Here is a 15636-nt window from a genome sequence, read left to right on the forward strand (position 1 = left end):
ATCAGGAATAATCCAGCATCAGGAAGTAAAACAATCTTGTTAAAGATTCTAAAATAGATTAGCCGGGGAAAATCACTATTGCTTACTTTTCCGGAAAGCCCGTTGCAATCAATGTCACTCGGATATTATCTCCAAGGGATGGATCAGTCCCGTGACCGAAAATAACTTCAGCCTCCTCCCCTGCTTTTACCTGGATAGCATCTGTTATCTCTACCAACTCCTCCATTTCCACTTCTATCTCCGCGCCTGACATCACAGATATCAAAATCCTTCGGGCGCCGAACAACTCTTTGCTGAGATTCCCCTCAAATTCCATGGTTTCTTTTATTACACGGGCAGAACGTCCCGGGCCAGAAGCCTTGGAAGTACCTAAGAGGGCGACACCCGCATTAGCCAGCACATAGCGCACATCCTCCAGATCAACATTCAGGTCGGTTCTCACATCCAGGAGATTTACGAATGCTTCCACCAGAGACAATACAGCCTCCCTACCTTGCAGAAAACCCTCTCCAGCAAGGGGATTTTCCCCAATACCTGAAGGAGCATCAGGTAACATGACGAAAATCGAATCAGAACACCTTTTTATTTCGGACAGGACCTCCTTCGCAGATAATCCTTCAAAATTCTCTTTCGGAAAAAAAGGCAGAAATACGACACTAATGGTGAGCACCCCTATTTCTTTGGCTTTCTCGGCGATCAATGGAGCAGCCAATTCTGAATAGCTGTCTTCAGGATCAGAGACCACGAATACTATATCAGTCCCTTGTTCCAAAAAGGCCTGTACCCCCGGCAGAACCTGGTTAATGACAGATTCCCTGCTCCAGCCGATAGCATCCCATATTTCCCCAACAGGCACAATCCGAAGCATTGGAATACCTAATGGTCCATTTTGCGATACAACTGCCAAAGGTGAACAGAAGGATTCAGGCCCATTATCTTTAGAAGGCGTTCCTTCCAAGCTCTCAACCTCTATAGAAAAAGCGTTTCCTACTTCGATCAACCTGATCATGGGCCTCCTTGAAATTCTCATTTGGTTATACCTCCTTTTTCTGTATACCGGGTCCGCCGAACCGGTAAAGGGTGATGTGCATAATGACTTTTCTGGCCTCTGACTTTGGAAAAGATAAGGGAGGTCTCATAAGCATCCTACAGTAGGCTTGACTCAAAGGTACCAATGAAGGCAACCATTACTGCGTTTCTGCAAGCTTGCAAACTCCCTGCTGCAGGAACTGGATTAAGCTGAGTGTATACCTAAACTCAAAGGTAATCCTTTGCTCGATTCAAGTAATTGTGAGCAAAATAGCGATGGAGTGCATGTATTTCACCCGCAACTTCTGGCCTTTTATCACCCGCAAAGGACCACAAACCGCCAAAAAAAGGAAGGTAGAACTATTGTAAACTTCTATGCCGGACTAGCAGACTATACCCGTTCAAATCTAAGATATCTGCCATACAAACTTCCCTGCGTAGTGTTTATTTTCCTCTTCAGTGACCGGCCTTCCAGAGGCAAAACCAAGGGGTTTCACCAACTTTTCAGACACCGAAGCAAATTTTTGAGTAATATTACCAGCTTAAACGGCGGCCTTACCTCCCTCGTCTTCTGGCTTTTTGCTCTTTTTCCGTCTCTTTTTTGCCGAAACGGTGCTGGAGCGCAAATAAGGAGGAGTCGCTCTGAACAAATCCTGTTTTGTGCCGTTTTCTCAAATTCCGGCCCAAAATGCTTCAGAGCTACTCAGCCGCGGCTAGTTTTCCTCTGCGAAATTAGCCCTATGAAACAGTTATTCAAATTAAATTACGCGTTGCGAAATGCTAAAGCGACATAGCCTGTGGCTACTGACCGTAGTAATGGGCGCCTGGATGGCTTTATCGGGGTTCGGCCCTAAAGGCCGGGGCAACATTTCTGAACAAGAGCAACACTGGGTAGACAGTGTCTATCAATCTCTTACCCCTGACCAACGCCTTGGTCAGCTTTTTATGGTGGCGGCGTACTCCAACAAACCGCAAAGCCACATCCGCGAAATCGAAAACCTGATCACCCAGTACGGCATTGGCGGGGTCATGTTCATGCAGGGCGGTCCGGTGCGGCAAGCCAAACTGACCAACCGATACCAAGGCTTGGCCAAAGTTCCGCTTTTGGTGGCCATTGATGCAGAGTGGGGCCTGGACATGCGCCTGGACAGCAGCATGCACTTTGCCAAGCAGATGACCCTGGGGGCGTTGCCCGATGACCGGTACGTGTACCTCATGGGCCGCGAGATTGCCTTGAAACTGAAACGCTTGGGCATTCACGTGAATTTCTCGCCGGTGGTGGATGTGAACAGCAACCCCAAAAACCCCGTCATCGGTAACCGATCCTTCGGGGAAAGCAAAGAGAAAGTTACCGCCCGCAGCATTGCCTACATCAAGGGCCTGCAAGATCATGGGATCATTGCGGTAGCGAAGCACTTTCCGGGTCACGGCGACACCGATGCAGATTCACATTTCTCGCTGCCTGTACTCTCCCACGACATGGCCCGCCTTACCGAGGTGGAACTTTACCCCTTTAAACGCTCTTTTGACGCCGGTGTGATGGGCGTGATGGTGGCGCACCTGCACGTCCCTAAACTAGATTCTATTGCCAACCGGGCCGCCACCTTATCGCCTTATCTAGTAAATGACTTGTTGAAAGGCCAGATGCAGTACGAAGGTCTGGTTTTCACCGATGCCCTTAACATGAAAGGTGTGACCCGGTACCATGCCCCCGGCGAAGTAGATGCCCTGGCTTTGAAGGCGGGAAATGATGTGCTGTTGTTTTCTGAGGATGTGCCTAAAGCCTTCGCTAGCATCAAAAAAGCCATTGCGGATAGCACCATCACCGAGCAGGAGATTGAAGTGCGGGTTAGAAAGATGCTGCACGCCAAATATTGGGCCGGCTTGAATCAGTACAGCCCCATTAAACTGGAGAACCTTTCCCAGGATTTGAGCCGCCCGGTTAGCCAGGTGTTGCAGCAGCAATTGTATGAGCAGGCCGTGACGGTGGTAGCCAACAAGAACAACCTCCTGCCCTTCCGGGTGCTGGATACCACCGAGTTCGCCTCGGTTTCCGTGGGGGCTGGGTTAAACAACATCCTCACGCAGACCTTAGACAAATACGCGCCGTTCAAGAAATTCGCGGTGACCAGCCGGATGGCACCTGACAGTGTGTACGCCAGAATCCAACGCGATTTAGTAGGCACCGATGTAGTGGTGGTCTCCCTGCACAATTTAAACAACAACCCCGGCAATAACTACAACCTGTCTGGCAATGCCTTGGGCTTTATCAGGCAACTGCAGCGGGATTCTACCAAAAAAGTGGTGGTGGTAGTGATGGGCAATGCCTACAGCCTTAAGAATTTTGAGAACAGTGACTGGCTGGTGTGCGGGTATGAAGACAACGAGGTCACCCGCAAGGTGATTCCGCAGGTGCTGTTTGGGGCGCTTCCGGCCAACGGGCGTTTACCAGTAACTGCCTCTCCTAAGTTCAAGGCGGGCTCGGGCATCTCCACGCCTGCCCTAAGCCGATTGAAGTACTCGGTGCCGGAGAGTGTGGGCATGAACTCCACCATCCTGAAGCAGATTGACAACATTGCTCTGGAAGCCATTGCGTACGCCGCCACCCCGGGTTGCCAGGTGCTTGTAGTGAAAGACGGAACGGTGGTCATGGAGAAAGCTTACGGGTATTACACTTATGAACGCACCCAGCCGGTAACCGAGAAAACCATCTACGATCTGGCCTCCATCACCAAAGTGGCCGCCACGTTGCAGGCTGTCATGTTCCTGAAAGACCAGGGGCGCCTGAATCTGGATGCCAAACTGGTGACGTACCTGCCCGAACTAAAAGGCTCCAACAAGGCCAACCTAACCGTACGGGACGTGCTCCTGCACCAGGCGGGCCTGGAGTCTTACATCCCGTTTTTCACAAAGACCCTGAAAAACGGCGAACTGAACCCGGCTTATTATGACAGCCTCCCCTCAGAAGACTATCCCAACACCGTAATACCCGGGGTTTACAGTAGTAAAAAGCTGGAAGACAACGTGTGGAAGTGGATTGTCAAATCTGATTTGGTGGGCAAACGCATGCCTAACGGCAAATTTGAGTACCGTTATTCAGACCTGGGTCTGCACCTTATGAAGCGCATTGTGGAGAAGATGCTGAACCAATCCCTCCCCGATTTCCTGGAGCAAAACTTCTACGCCCCTTTGGGTGCCTCTACCCTTACCTTCAACCCGCTGGATAAATTCCTGAAAGAGCAGATTGCCCCCACGGCCCCCAGTTCAGAGTTTAAATCAGGGATCCCGCTCCAGGGCACCGTGCATGACGCAAACGCCGCAATGCTGGGCGGGAAAGCCGGGCACGCTGGCCTTTTCTCCAATGCAAATGATTTGGCCATTCTCATGCAAATGGACCTGCAGAACGGAAATTATGGTGGCCAGCAATATTTCAAAACGCCCGTTGTGACCGAGTTTTCTGAAAACGGCAGCAAAACCAGTCGGCGCGGCTTGGGCTGGGACAAACCCGATCCGGACGGAAACGGCCCCACCTCCATTTTGGCGCCTCTGAGCACCTTTGGGCATACCGGTTTTACCGGCACTGGCGCCTGGATTGACCCCGAGAACAATATCATTTACATTTTCCTTTCTAACCGGGTATATCCTGACCACGAGAACGATAAACTGCTCAAATACAACATCCGCACCCGGATTCATGACGTAGTATATCAATCGTTAGAGCCGAAACCGTAACTTCGCGGCAAACACATACGCACATGAAGATTGGAATTGTATGCTACCCTACCTTTGGTGGTAGCGGTGTGGTGGCCACTGAGTTGGGGAAAGCCCTGGCCCAGAAAGGGCATAAAGTGCACTTTATCACCTATAGCCAGCCCGCCCGGCTGGACCACTTCAACGAGAATTTATTTTACCACGAAGTCAATATCCCCAATTACCCCCTTTTCCAATATCCGCCTTATGAACTGGCATTGGCCAGCAAGATGGTAGATATTGTGCAGTTTGAACGTCTGGATGTACTGCACGTGCACTACGCCATTCCGCATGCCTCGGCGGCGTTTATGGCCAAGCAGATTTTGATGACCAAGGGTATCCAGATTCCGGTTATCACCACGCTGCACGGCACAGACATCACGTTGGTAGGAAAAGATGCCTCCTATGAGCCGGTGGTGACCTTCAGCATCAACCAGTCTGACGCGGTAACTTCCGTTTCTGAGGACCTGCGCAAGGAAACCTACGAATACTTCCCCATTGACAAGGAGATCGTGGTTATCCCTAACTTCATCAACCTGGAGCGTTTCCAGAAGCAGCGAAAGGAGCATTTCAAATCGGCTATCGCTCCCTTTGGTGAGAAACTGCTGGTGCACACCTCCAACTTCAGGGCGGTGAAGCGCATTGGTGATGTCATCAAGATTTTCTCCAAAGTGCGGGAAAAGATGCCGAGCAAGCTGCTTCTGGTGGGTGACGGACCCGAGCGCCCAAAAATGGAGAACCTCTGCCGTAAACTAGGCATTTGCCAGGATGTTCGCTTTTTAGGCAAACTGGAAGCCGTGGAGGAATTACTTTCCATCGCCGATGTCTTTCTGATGCCCTCCGAGAAAGAAAGTTTCGGGTTGGCCGCATTAGAGGCCATGGCCTGCGAGGTACCCGTTATTTCTTCCAATGCCGGGGGCTTACCCGAACTGAACGTGCACGGCGTTACTGGTTTTGTAAGCAATGTGGGCGATGTGAAAGACATGGTCAAGAACACCTTGTTCCTGCTGCAGGACGATCAACTGCCTACCTTTAAAGCTAACGCGCTGGCCCGCGCCAAAGAGTTTGAGATTGGCAAAATCGTGCCTATGTACGAAGACGTCTATCTCCAAGCCGCTGAGGCTGTTCGTACCCAAGTGTAGCTTACCAAATTACTTTCCATTTCAAAATCAATACGACTGCTTTGGCGCTATTTCTAGAAAAAGAGCCAGAAAGCAGTTTATCTCTACGGTCTTAAAAGCATCTCTGCATGAGCTCTGAAAAACCCCAACACTCGCTAGAAAACCCCTGGACTACCCTGGAGTCTACCCCCATTTACAGCAACCCCTGGATCAGCGTGCGCGAAGAGCAGGTGATTAATCCGGGCGGCGGCCGGGGCATTTACGGCGTGGTTTCCATGAAAAACAAAGCCATCGGTATCATCCCCATTGATGACGAGGGCAACACCTGGCTGGTGGGGCAATACCGCTACACCGTTAACGAGTACTCCTGGGAAATCCCTATGGGCGGAGGACCGATAGGGATAGATCCGCTGGAGTCTGCGAAGCGGGAGCTGAAGGAAGAAACCGGCTTCACCGCCGCCGAGTGGACCAACATTGGCCGCATCCATACGTCCAACTCCGTGACCGATGAAGAAGGCTTCATCTTCCTGGCCGAGGAACTGACCGCCGGCGACACGGAATTTGAAGAAACAGAAGACCTAAGAATCTGGAAGTTACCTTTACACGAGGCCGTGCGCATGGCCATGGACAGCGAGATCACCGATGCCATCAGCATTGCCGGCTTGCTTAAAGCTGAGAAGATTCTTTTAACCCGCCGGCCTAAATAAAGGTCCGGTATTGGCACTAAGTGCGCCTAAGGAGCGTTTGCCGTTTTGAAGCCGTTTTTCTGGGAACAGACCTGAAAGGGCTTTGCTGGGTGCACCTATGGTGCTTTTCTTAATTATTAGTAATTTTGGGAAAGATGAACAGGTTAAAAGGAATCGGCAAAAAGGCGTATGCGGTGTGGTGCACCGCCTGGTTTGTGTTACCGTTTATTACCTCGTATCCTCTTTTCAGGGTGCTTATTTCCAAGCCTAACCGCCTGAGACACGCCCACCACCTGAACCGCCTTTGGTCTAAGTTTCAGCTCCGCATGTACCTGATGCCTGTGACGGTGAAGGGCGTAGAGCAGCTGGACCCTAACCAACGGTACGTTTTCGCGCCCAACCACAGCTCTTACATAGACATTCCTATGATTCTGGCAGCCGTGCCTGGTTTCCTGAATTTTGTGGGCAAGAAGTCGTTGACCAAAGTGCCGTTGTGGGGCAAAATATATGATGCCTTGTACATCTCGGTGGATCGGGACAGCCCCATCAGCAGCGCAAAGGCCTACATTGCCAGCAAACAGAGCCTGGAAGCCGGCCGCAGTGTGGTCATCTTCCCCGAAGGCAAAATCTCACCAGATTCTGGCCGGACCCTTTTGCCTTTTAAGGACGGTCCTTTCAAGCTGGCCATCGAAAAGCAAGTGCCTATTGTACCCATTACCATGCCGTACAACCACCTGTTTTTACCAGATGTAAAAGGCAAGCTCATTATCCGGTACCATCCACTGGAAATGATCATTCACCGGCCTATTTCTACCCAAGGCCTTACCATGCGGGACCTGGAGACGCTGAAAGAGCAGACCTACACCCTCATTCAAGACACATTAGACAAGAAAAACCATGAGCACGAACATAGAAACCCTACGTCAGTTGGCGCACTTAGCCCGGCTTGAGTTTGACCAAACCAAAGAGCAGGAAATGCTCAAAGACCTCAATAATATCCTAGACTGGGTTGACCAACTCCGCCAGCTGGATACGCAGAACGTGGAGCCCCTCATCCACATCTCGGAAGAGTTGAACGTCATGCGCGAAGACACAGCGCAGAACACGGTGCGTCACGAAGATGCTCTGCGTCTGGCCCCGCGCAAGGATTCTGATTATTTCCGGGTTCCTAAAGTACTGGAGTAAGCCTGAATGAAGCTTTTCCCGTTCTGGCCGGCGGTGGAGCCCGGCCGCCGTTTCCTGTATTTCCTTTTGACACTGCTGGTGTTGGGTACTGTAGGTTTAAGCATCTACGGGTATTTCCAAGGCCAGCAGTTGGTGTTTCCGCTGGAGAAGCAAGCAGAATTGTTCCCGGCCGAGGCCCATCTCAATCCTTCTTCTCCCCTGCTCACGCCTATGCGCGTGGAAGTGAACGCGTACCTAGTGACGGAGCGCTACGCCATCGGCGATATGCAACTTCCACTTTGGGCTACCTGGACCTATTTCGTAGGCCTGGCCGTTTCCCTCGCCTTTTTCTGGACGCTTGCCAGCACCCTGAAGCGCATCCCGTATTATGTGGCGGTGACGCTGGGCATGCTCTGGCTGTCTACCTTTAACCTGGACTTGCTGGAGATTTTCTCCGGGACCAGCCGCCTGCTGCTGCTTATCGCGTTGGCTTGCCTTGGCTTTGGAAGTTTTCTCTTCCAGGCCTTCTGGACCCGGGTATCATTCTTAGGTCGGTTCCTGTTCTTCGCAGTTCTGGTTCTTCTTTTAAGCCTGGCCCTATTTCACTTTTCACCGCTTCCGGCGCCGCTCACCGCCTTGCACGTGGTCAATTACAGCACCCTGGCCAGTTTTGTGGCATCGGTGTTGTTCATGGTGTTGGTGGCGTACGAGAACCTGCACGGGTTGCTTTGGTTTAACACGCAGGCGCAGCAACCCCAACGTCGTTTTGGCTTGGTGCAGTTTGTTTTGATCGGGTTACTGTACCTCGGGAATCTGCTACTCTTGTACCTGCGCCAGACGGGCATGATCCAGTTTGAGTTCACCGGTTTGGATGCACTTCTGGTTTTCCTATGCTCGGCACTGGTAGGTCTCTGGGGACTGAAGCAGCGGCAAGGGCATTACGCCAAGTTTTTCCGGTTCGAGACCGAGGCCGCTCCGTTGTACCTGGTTTTGGCTTTGCTTACCTTCTTGAACCTGGCGTACGCCTTTTTGTTGGCTAATGACCCTTTGGTGCAAGCCTACCGCAGTGCCGTTATTGCCACGCACCTGGCCTATGGCGTAGCCTTCTTTATCTACGTGCTGGTGAACTTCGGGCCACTAATCAAACAGAAGCTGCGGGTGTACAAAGTAGTGTATGACCCAAGGCAACTTCCTTACTTCACCGTTTACTTGATGGGTACCGTGCTGCTGGTAGTAATGGTGCTCCGGAGCAATTATGCCTTGTATTTTCAGCACCAGGCGGGTTATTACAATTACCTGGGCGACGTTTACCGCCAAACCGAAGAGCAGCCCCTGCTGGCCGAGCAATTCTATAACGAGGCCAGTGTTCAGTCCAGAAACAATCAACGCTCCAGCTTCTCCTTGGCAGACATGTACCATCAGGGAGGTATGCGTACCCTGGAAATGAACCGCTTACAGGAGGCTCTGGAAAGAAGACCTTCGCCGGAAGGATACTTACGCCTGGCTAACCTTTTCACCTCCTCCTCTGACCTATTTGACCATTTGAAGGTATTGCAGGAAGCGGTGAAGCAGTTTCCTATCCACGCTCCGCTCCTGAACAACCTGGGGCTGCTGTACGGCACCACGGCCTTTGCCGACTCGGCTGGGTTTTACCTGGATGCTGCCCTGGAACAAAGCAAAGAACCTGAGGTAATCCAAGCCAATCAATTGGCTTATTTGGCTAGCCATGGCTTTTCAAAACAGGCCATAGAGTTCGCCAACCGGTACTCAACTGGGGTTTACGGTCCCCTGCTCACGAACAGAATGGCTATTTCCTTGGCTTTAGGGGGAGCCAAACCGCAAAACATCCCCGCTTGGGCCCAGGACAGTACTTTGAACACGCAAACATTTGCTAGCTTCTATAACCGGCAGCTTTTCCCCGGAACGGGTAAAGACAGCACCGGCACGTTCACTACCCTGAATGCGATGCTCCGGCAAGAAGAAAACCAATCATTCCTGGACGACCTGACCTTGATTAAATCGCTTCTGCTGCACCAAGGCACTTATTCAAGGCCGCAACCCACCCAAGCAAAAGCCACCCTGGAGTTTCTGGCGGCTAACAGCGGCGGAACGGCGGGGTACTACTATGATATCTTAGGCCAATGGATGATGCAAGGCAGATTGTACCCGCTAGCGGCAGACTATTTCCAGAAAGCCCGGCAGGCTGGGTACCGTGACGCGCACCTGCATGCTGTGGTCGCTTCCGCCCTGGCTGGCAATTACGGTCAGGCCACCGAGATTGCTTTGGGGAACTCTAACTTCCCGGATGTTGCCCAGCGGAAAGCTGCCACCCAAGTAGCCATTGCTACTCAACTGACTCCTGACCAGGCAGCTACTGCCCCAGATTCCCTGAAGATACAGTTTCTGCAACTGAAAGCCGCTTCGTTGCCGCTACCTCAGGTAGAGAGTGTGGCCAACACCATCACCACGCCAGGGTTGGCGCCAGTGGCTGCGTTGCCTCTGGTAAGAAGATACCTACAGGAGAATAACTTTACTACAGCCCAAAACCTGTTGCGCATCCATTTTCCGGCTAGTTTTCCTAAAAACAGCCTGAAATCAGAAGCCAACATCCTGCAGGCCGAGTTGTGGTTGAAGAACGGGCAGGCCCAGGAACTAGCCGCACAACTGCCCAAGCTCTATTTTGCTCCACAAGACGTGGGGTCAAAACTTTATTACCAGGCCGTATTGGCGCAGCGTAATAATAACGCCAAGGCGGCGACTAATCTTTTCAACCAACTGCTGCAGCGGGCCCCTTGGTTTGAGGCCGGGCAACTGGCTGCCGCTGATTTCTTTGTGGCGCAGAAGCAACCCATGCGGGCGTATGACCTGCTGTTGGAAGGCATCGGGTACAATCCTACTTCGGTGACGTTGCGAAAGGCTTATGTGAAAGTAGCCTTAAATCAGGGCTTGCGTGACTACGCCTTGCAGGGCCTAGAGCAGTTGGAACCTTTGGTAAGTCCTCAGGAATACCTTACTTTTAGAAAAGAAATAGAGCCCCAATTGCAAGCTAGCGAAGCGCTACTGCAGGAATGGCAATAACTCAAAGCCGTATGAGCACCATCATCAAAACCGAGGAAATCTCCAAGATTTACCAAATGGGAAATGAAACCATTCATGCCCTGCGGTCTATCTCCATTGAGATAAAAAGAGGCGAGTACGTGGCGTTCATGGGTCCGTCCGGCTCGGGTAAATCAACACTCATGAACATTGTGGGCTGCCTGGACACTCCTACCTCGGGCACGTACATCCTCAACGGCAATGATGTAAGCAACATGGTAGACAATGAGCTGGCTACCGTGCGCAACAAAGAAATTGGCTTCGTATTCCAGACCTTCAACCTGCTGCCCCGCTCCTCTTCCCTAGACAACGTGGCCTTGCCCTTAATTTACGCTGGCTACGGGAAAGCCGATCGGGAGGAGAAAGCCATGGAAGCCTTGAACAGCGTGGGGCTGGGTTCCCGGGCTAAACACAAACCTAATGAGCTCTCCGGGGGGCAGCGCCAACGCGTAGCCATTGCGCGCGCTTTGGTGAATGACCCTAGTATCATCCTCGCCGATGAGCCTACCGGTAACCTGGACACCAAAACCTCTTACGAGATTATGGGCTTGTTTGAGAATCTGCACGCCAAAGGGAACACCATCATTATGGTGACCCACGAAGACGATATTGCCCATTACGCCCATCGCATTGTGCGCCTGCGCGACGGACTCATTGAGTCTGACATCTTAAACCAGAACATTACGGTTCCTGCCTTAAAAGCAGCGGCTTTGAATATCACTGAATGAAAATTTACACCAAAACCGGCGATAAGGGAGAAACCTCTCTCATTGGTGGTACCCGCGTCAAAAAATCACACCTTCGTATTGAAGCGTACGGCACCGTAGACGAGCTCAATTCCTTTCTTGGGGTAGTCCGCGACCAGGAGGTAAACCAGAAACGGCAAGATCTTTTCTCTGAAATCCAGGACCGGCTATTTACCATCGGCTCTACTTTGGCCACTGATCCGGTGAAAGAAGGCAAAGTGCAGACTCCTGATTTACACCAAGGCGATATTCAACTGCTGGAAGAGCAGATGGACCTAATGGATGCCCAATTACCGCCGCTCCGTAACTTCATTTTACCAGGTGGGCACCCGGCGGTTTCTTTCTGCCACGTGGCCCGCACGGTTTGTCGCCGCGCCGAGCGTTTGGTGATTGCCTTGCAGGAAGAATCGCACGTAGATGACCTGGTGGTGCAATACCTTAACCGGCTATCAGACTTTCTCTTTGTGTTAAGTCGCGCTATCGGTTTTGAATTAGGAGTAAAAGAAATAACTTGGAAGCCTCGTATGTGAGGCTTTTTTTATTCAGAATTACCAGAATTGCGTATACTATTTACCTACACACCTAACCTATGCAAACAGAAGCCACCTCTATTCATACCACCGTTACCACAGCCAGCCAATTAGCTGACCTTGACTTGGAAAACCTGCAGTTTGGGAAAGTTTTCGCAGACCACATGCTGGAGGTTGATTTCAAAGACGGTGCCTGGCAACAGCCACGTATTCTTCCTTACGGACCCATTGAGTTGAGCCCGGCAACGGCCGCCCTACACTACGGGCAGGCAATGTTTGAAGGGATGAAAGCCTATAAAACCCAGGAAGGTAAAGTAGTTTTGTTCCGTCCGTTGGACAACTGGGCCAGAATGAATAAATCAGCCGTTCGGTTGTGCATGCCTGAGATTCCTGAAGATATTTTTATGGAGGGCCTGAAACAACTAGTGGCACTGGATGCGGACTGGGTTCCGCAACGTCCGGGATATTCCTTGTACATCCGTCCGTTTATGTTCGGGTCTGAGGGTTTGTTGGGCGTACGTCCGTCCACAGAATACAAGTTCATGATCTTCTGCAGCCCAGCCAGTGGTTACTACGCTGAACCGGTGCGCGTGAAAATAGAAGAGCAGTACACCCGTGCCGTGGAAGGCGGTTTTGGTTTCGCCAAGGCGGCTGGTAACTACGGCGGTTCTTTACTGCCTGCAAAACTGGCCCACGAGGAAGGGTATCACCAGATCATCTGGACCGATGGTCGTGAGCACAACTATATTGAGGAATCCGGCACTATGAACGTGATGTTCGTGATAGATGGGAAACTGATCACGCCTGCCCTGAGCACTTCCATCTTGGCTGGTATTACCCGTGACAGCGTGCTGCAACTGGCCCGCGACTGGGGCGTTCCGGTAGAGGAAAGACGCATTAAGGTGCAGGAAATTGTAGATGCCTACCAGGCCGGTAAACTGGAAGACGCGTTTGGCACCGGAACTGCGGCTACTATTGCGCACATCAAGTCTATCACCTTCAGAGGCGAGGAAATGATGCTACCACCAGTTGCCGATAGAGCGCTTTCCAATAAAATCTCAACTGAGCTGGATAATATCCGCTACGGCTTAGCACCTGATCCGCATGGATGGGTAGTGCCGGTGGTATAGTAGTAAATTTTTTAAGAATCCGTTTCAGGGTTGTTTTTTAATAAACAGCTTTGAAACGGATTTTTCCTTTTAATAGAGTTTGGCTTCGCTTGGGTTGATTGGATTTTTCAGGCTTGCATTGTTGCAACTTGGCTTTGGTGCGCTCAAGGCCGCGAGGCCTCGTCTTCCGGCTTCGCGCTTCTGTTTTAGCCTTGGCCAGTAGGCCTGCCTGCGGCACCAGGTCTAAAACAAAGGCGCTCAACCGGAAGACTGGAAAAAGGATCTTCAAACTTGAGGTTGCATAGCCACCATTTTCCATGGTTCAAGTTTTCAACTTTTTTTTTCATGGTTCAAGTCTGTGACTTGGACCTACCATTGTCTGCAGTTTGCAACTGCAGTGAGGCGATAGCCTCAGGAAATTCCCACCCTTTTCAATGATATCACTAACGACCTAAAGTGTCCACCATCTGCCAAATGGATCCTTCTGTCTTGCGCCAGAACCTTTTCCGCCAACTTTCCTTATAACTAGTATCTTTGCAAGCACGGTTAATTCACCTGTTTACAATTAGCAACCCCTGAATATGACCCAAGAACAAATCAAAGAATTGAAAGGCCGAGTAGAGGCGTTGAGGAGGTATCTTTGACTACGATACCAAGAAAGAACAAGTAATTGCCATTGAAAAGCAATCCATCGCGCCAGACTTCTGGGATGACCCTAAGAAAGCCGAAGCGGTTTTAAAGGAAGCCAAAAGCCTAAAGACCTGGACCGATGATTTTGAAAACACTTCCAAAGCCGTGGATGACGTAGAAGTGCTCTTCGACTTCTACAAAGAAGGTGAAGTGTCTGAGGAAGACATTTCCGCGGAGTTCAAGGCTGCCGAAGAAACAGTAGAAGGCCTGGAATTCAAGCGGATGCTTAGCAACGAGGAAGACCAACTGGGTGCTGTGCTGGAAGTAAACTCCGGCGCGGGTGGCACCGAAAGCCAGGACTGGGCCGAGATGCTGTACCGCATGTACCTCATGTGGGGTGAGCGCAAAGGCTACTCAGTGAAACAAATAGACTTCCAACCGGGCGAAGGTGCCGGTATCAAATCAGCTACGCTGCAGTTTGATGGAGATTTTGCCTACGGGTACCTGAAAGCCGAAATTGGGGTACACCGCCTCGTACGCATATCCCCTTTTGACTCCGGCGGAAGACGCCACACGTCCTTTGCCTCGGTGTTCGCTTACCCGGTAGTAGATGACACCATTGAGATTACCGTGAACCCCGGCGATATTGAGTGGGACACGTACCGAGCGGGTGGGGCCGGTGGCCAGAACGTAAACAAGGTAGAGACCGCGGTACGCCTGCGGCACAAACCTACGGGCATCACCATTGCCGTGCAGATTGAGCGCTCGCAGCTCATGAACAAGGAACACGCCATCCGGATGTTGAAATCGCAGCTCTACCAGATTGAGATCAACAAACGGAACGAGGAGCGTGACAAAGTGGAGAGCACCAAAAAACGCATCGACTTTGGTTCACAGATCCGGAACTATGTGCTGCACCCCTATAAACTGGTCAAAGACATCAGAACTGGCGTAGAGCGCACTGATGTGCAGAATGTATTGGACGGTGACCTGGATGATTATATCAAAGCATTCCTGATGCAAGCATAAAGCTGCCTAGCCATCAGAATAAACGAGAACGCCTTCCCGCAGTAGCTGCAGGAAGGCGTTCTCGTTTTAAGATCGTTATTCAGAAACAAGCCCCAAATTGTACGGGTCTTTTCTCTTCTGTCATCTACTTTGCAACTGATTACTGCTCAGAAGGAAGTGGCAAAACCTTGTAACGTTTCTTAAGCAGATGATAATGAACAGACGAATCATCCGCTTTAGCGGAAGGCATTGGATCTGACTTCCCCTTGAAGGTCGCCATCGGCATATTGCTATAGAATGCGGTTTCGTTTTCTGCGGTGGAGGCCTTTGGTTTAGCCAACTGCTTCAGAGCATCCAAGCTGTTTTTATCAGGGGTTTGCCATTTCAACTTGAAATCCTTGGGCAGGTCTTTCAGCTTAAAGCGGTAAAACTCGGGAGGCGTTTGGGAGGTCTTAGAGCTATCGGCGGGCGCTTGGGCGAAGGCTGCGCCGGTCCAATAGAAGAGGCTCAGAACAATAAGCACGCATGTTTTCATATCGGTACAAATTTTTGCTTCTGTTTATAAAGTAATGAAGTAGCAGCAACTTTCCAAAGTTCTCCTCCAGAACAACTAGGAACATGTTATTATACGATTTACTAACGTAAATGCAGGTCCAGCTCTAAGCCTTCCTTTTGATTTACAGCCACTTCCCAGAAAAGACCTTTAAAAACGAATAAGCCCGGAAGAACGGACCAATTAAAGCCGGCTTTGAGGGTTAAGGTTGAAC

13 protein-coding genes are annotated in these 15636 nt (G+C 51.0%); 10 read left to right on the plus strand and 3 right to left on the minus strand.

Annotated elements, in window-relative coordinates:
• Positions 1-82: 82 nt before the first annotated feature.
• Entirely contained in the window at positions 83-1009 is a 927-nt protein-coding gene (locus ACW9SV_RS01245) for an FtsZ/tubulin family protein (RefSeq protein ID WP_479554917.1), read from the minus strand.
• Positions 1010-1806: 797 nt separating this feature from the next.
• Between ACW9SV_RS01245 and ACW9SV_RS01250 the strand changes: the two genes are divergently transcribed.
• The 9 genes from ACW9SV_RS01250 (at position 1807) to ACW9SV_RS01290 (ending at position 13252) form a co-directional block, all read left to right on the plus strand.
• Positions 1807-4761 (plus strand): glycoside hydrolase family 3 N-terminal domain-containing protein, encoded by a 2955-nt coding sequence (locus tag ACW9SV_RS01250; RefSeq protein WP_479554918.1) that lies wholly within the window; start codon positions 1807-1809, stop codon positions 4759-4761.
• Positions 4762-4784: 23 nt separating this feature from the next.
• Positions 4785-5921, plus strand: coding sequence for an N-acetyl-alpha-D-glucosaminyl L-malate synthase BshA (bshA, locus tag ACW9SV_RS01255; protein ID WP_479554919.1), 1137 nt, complete (start codon positions 4785-4787; stop codon positions 5919-5921).
• Between the two features lie 107 nt (positions 5922-6028).
• Positions 6029-6607, plus strand: a complete 579-nt coding sequence (locus ACW9SV_RS01260; protein ID WP_479554920.1) for an NUDIX domain-containing protein — start codon at positions 6029-6031, stop codon at positions 6605-6607.
• Between the two features lie 134 nt (positions 6608-6741).
• Positions 6742-7536, plus strand: a complete 795-nt coding sequence (locus ACW9SV_RS01265) for a lysophospholipid acyltransferase family protein (RefSeq protein ID WP_479554921.1) — start codon at positions 6742-6744, stop codon at positions 7534-7536.
• Positions 7484-7771, plus strand: a complete 288-nt coding sequence (gene gatC, locus ACW9SV_RS01270; RefSeq protein WP_479554922.1) for an Asp-tRNA(Asn)/Glu-tRNA(Gln) amidotransferase subunit GatC — start codon at positions 7484-7486, stop codon at positions 7769-7771. Before ACW9SV_RS01265 ends, gatC begins: the two co-directional genes overlap by 53 nt.
• 6 nt (positions 7772-7777) lie before the next feature.
• The gene (locus ACW9SV_RS01275) at positions 7778-10828 is read left to right on the plus strand and encodes a tetratricopeptide repeat protein (protein ID WP_479554923.1); all 3051 of its coding nucleotides are present in this window, start codon (positions 7778-7780) and stop codon (positions 10826-10828) included.
• 11 nt (positions 10829-10839) lie between these two features.
• Positions 10840-11574 (plus strand): ABC transporter ATP-binding protein, encoded by a 735-nt coding sequence (locus ACW9SV_RS01280; RefSeq protein ID WP_479554924.1) that lies wholly within the window; start codon positions 10840-10842, stop codon positions 11572-11574.
• Positions 11571-12122: a cob(I)yrinic acid a,c-diamide adenosyltransferase gene (locus ACW9SV_RS01285; protein ID WP_479554925.1), complete on the plus strand. Its 552-nt coding sequence runs from the start codon at positions 11571-11573 to the stop codon at positions 12120-12122. Before ACW9SV_RS01280 ends, ACW9SV_RS01285 begins: the two co-directional genes overlap by 4 nt.
• Before the next feature lie 59 nt (positions 12123-12181).
• Positions 12182-13252 (plus strand): branched-chain amino acid aminotransferase, encoded by a 1071-nt coding sequence (locus tag ACW9SV_RS01290; RefSeq protein ID WP_479554926.1) that lies wholly within the window; start codon positions 12182-12184, stop codon positions 13250-13252.
• A gap of 37 nt (positions 13253-13289) precedes the next feature.
• Here the strand turns inward: ACW9SV_RS01290 and ACW9SV_RS01295 are convergent, their stop codons facing one another.
• Complete coding sequence (locus tag ACW9SV_RS01295) at positions 13290-13550, minus strand: hypothetical protein (RefSeq protein ID WP_479554927.1); 261 nt, start codon at positions 13548-13550, stop codon at positions 13290-13292.
• A gap of 262 nt (positions 13551-13812) precedes the next feature.
• Between ACW9SV_RS01295 and prfB the strand changes: the two genes are divergently transcribed.
• Positions 13813-14890 (plus strand): peptide chain release factor 2 gene (gene prfB, locus ACW9SV_RS01300; protein ID WP_479554928.1). Its coding sequence is split into 2 segments (ribosomal slippage): positions 13813-13872 and positions 13874-14890, totalling 1077 coding nucleotides; the frame shifts between segments, so codons are not numbered across the junction.
• Positions 14891-15029: 139 nt separating this feature from the next.
• Here prfB and ACW9SV_RS01305 read toward each other — a convergent pair.
• Positions 15030-15404: a hypothetical protein gene (locus ACW9SV_RS01305; RefSeq protein ID WP_479554929.1), complete on the minus strand. Its 375-nt coding sequence runs from the start codon at positions 15402-15404 to the stop codon at positions 15030-15032.
• Positions 15405-15636 lie beyond the last annotated feature (232 nt).

It is taken from the genome of Rufibacter sp. JT20002 (assembly GCF_056491185.1).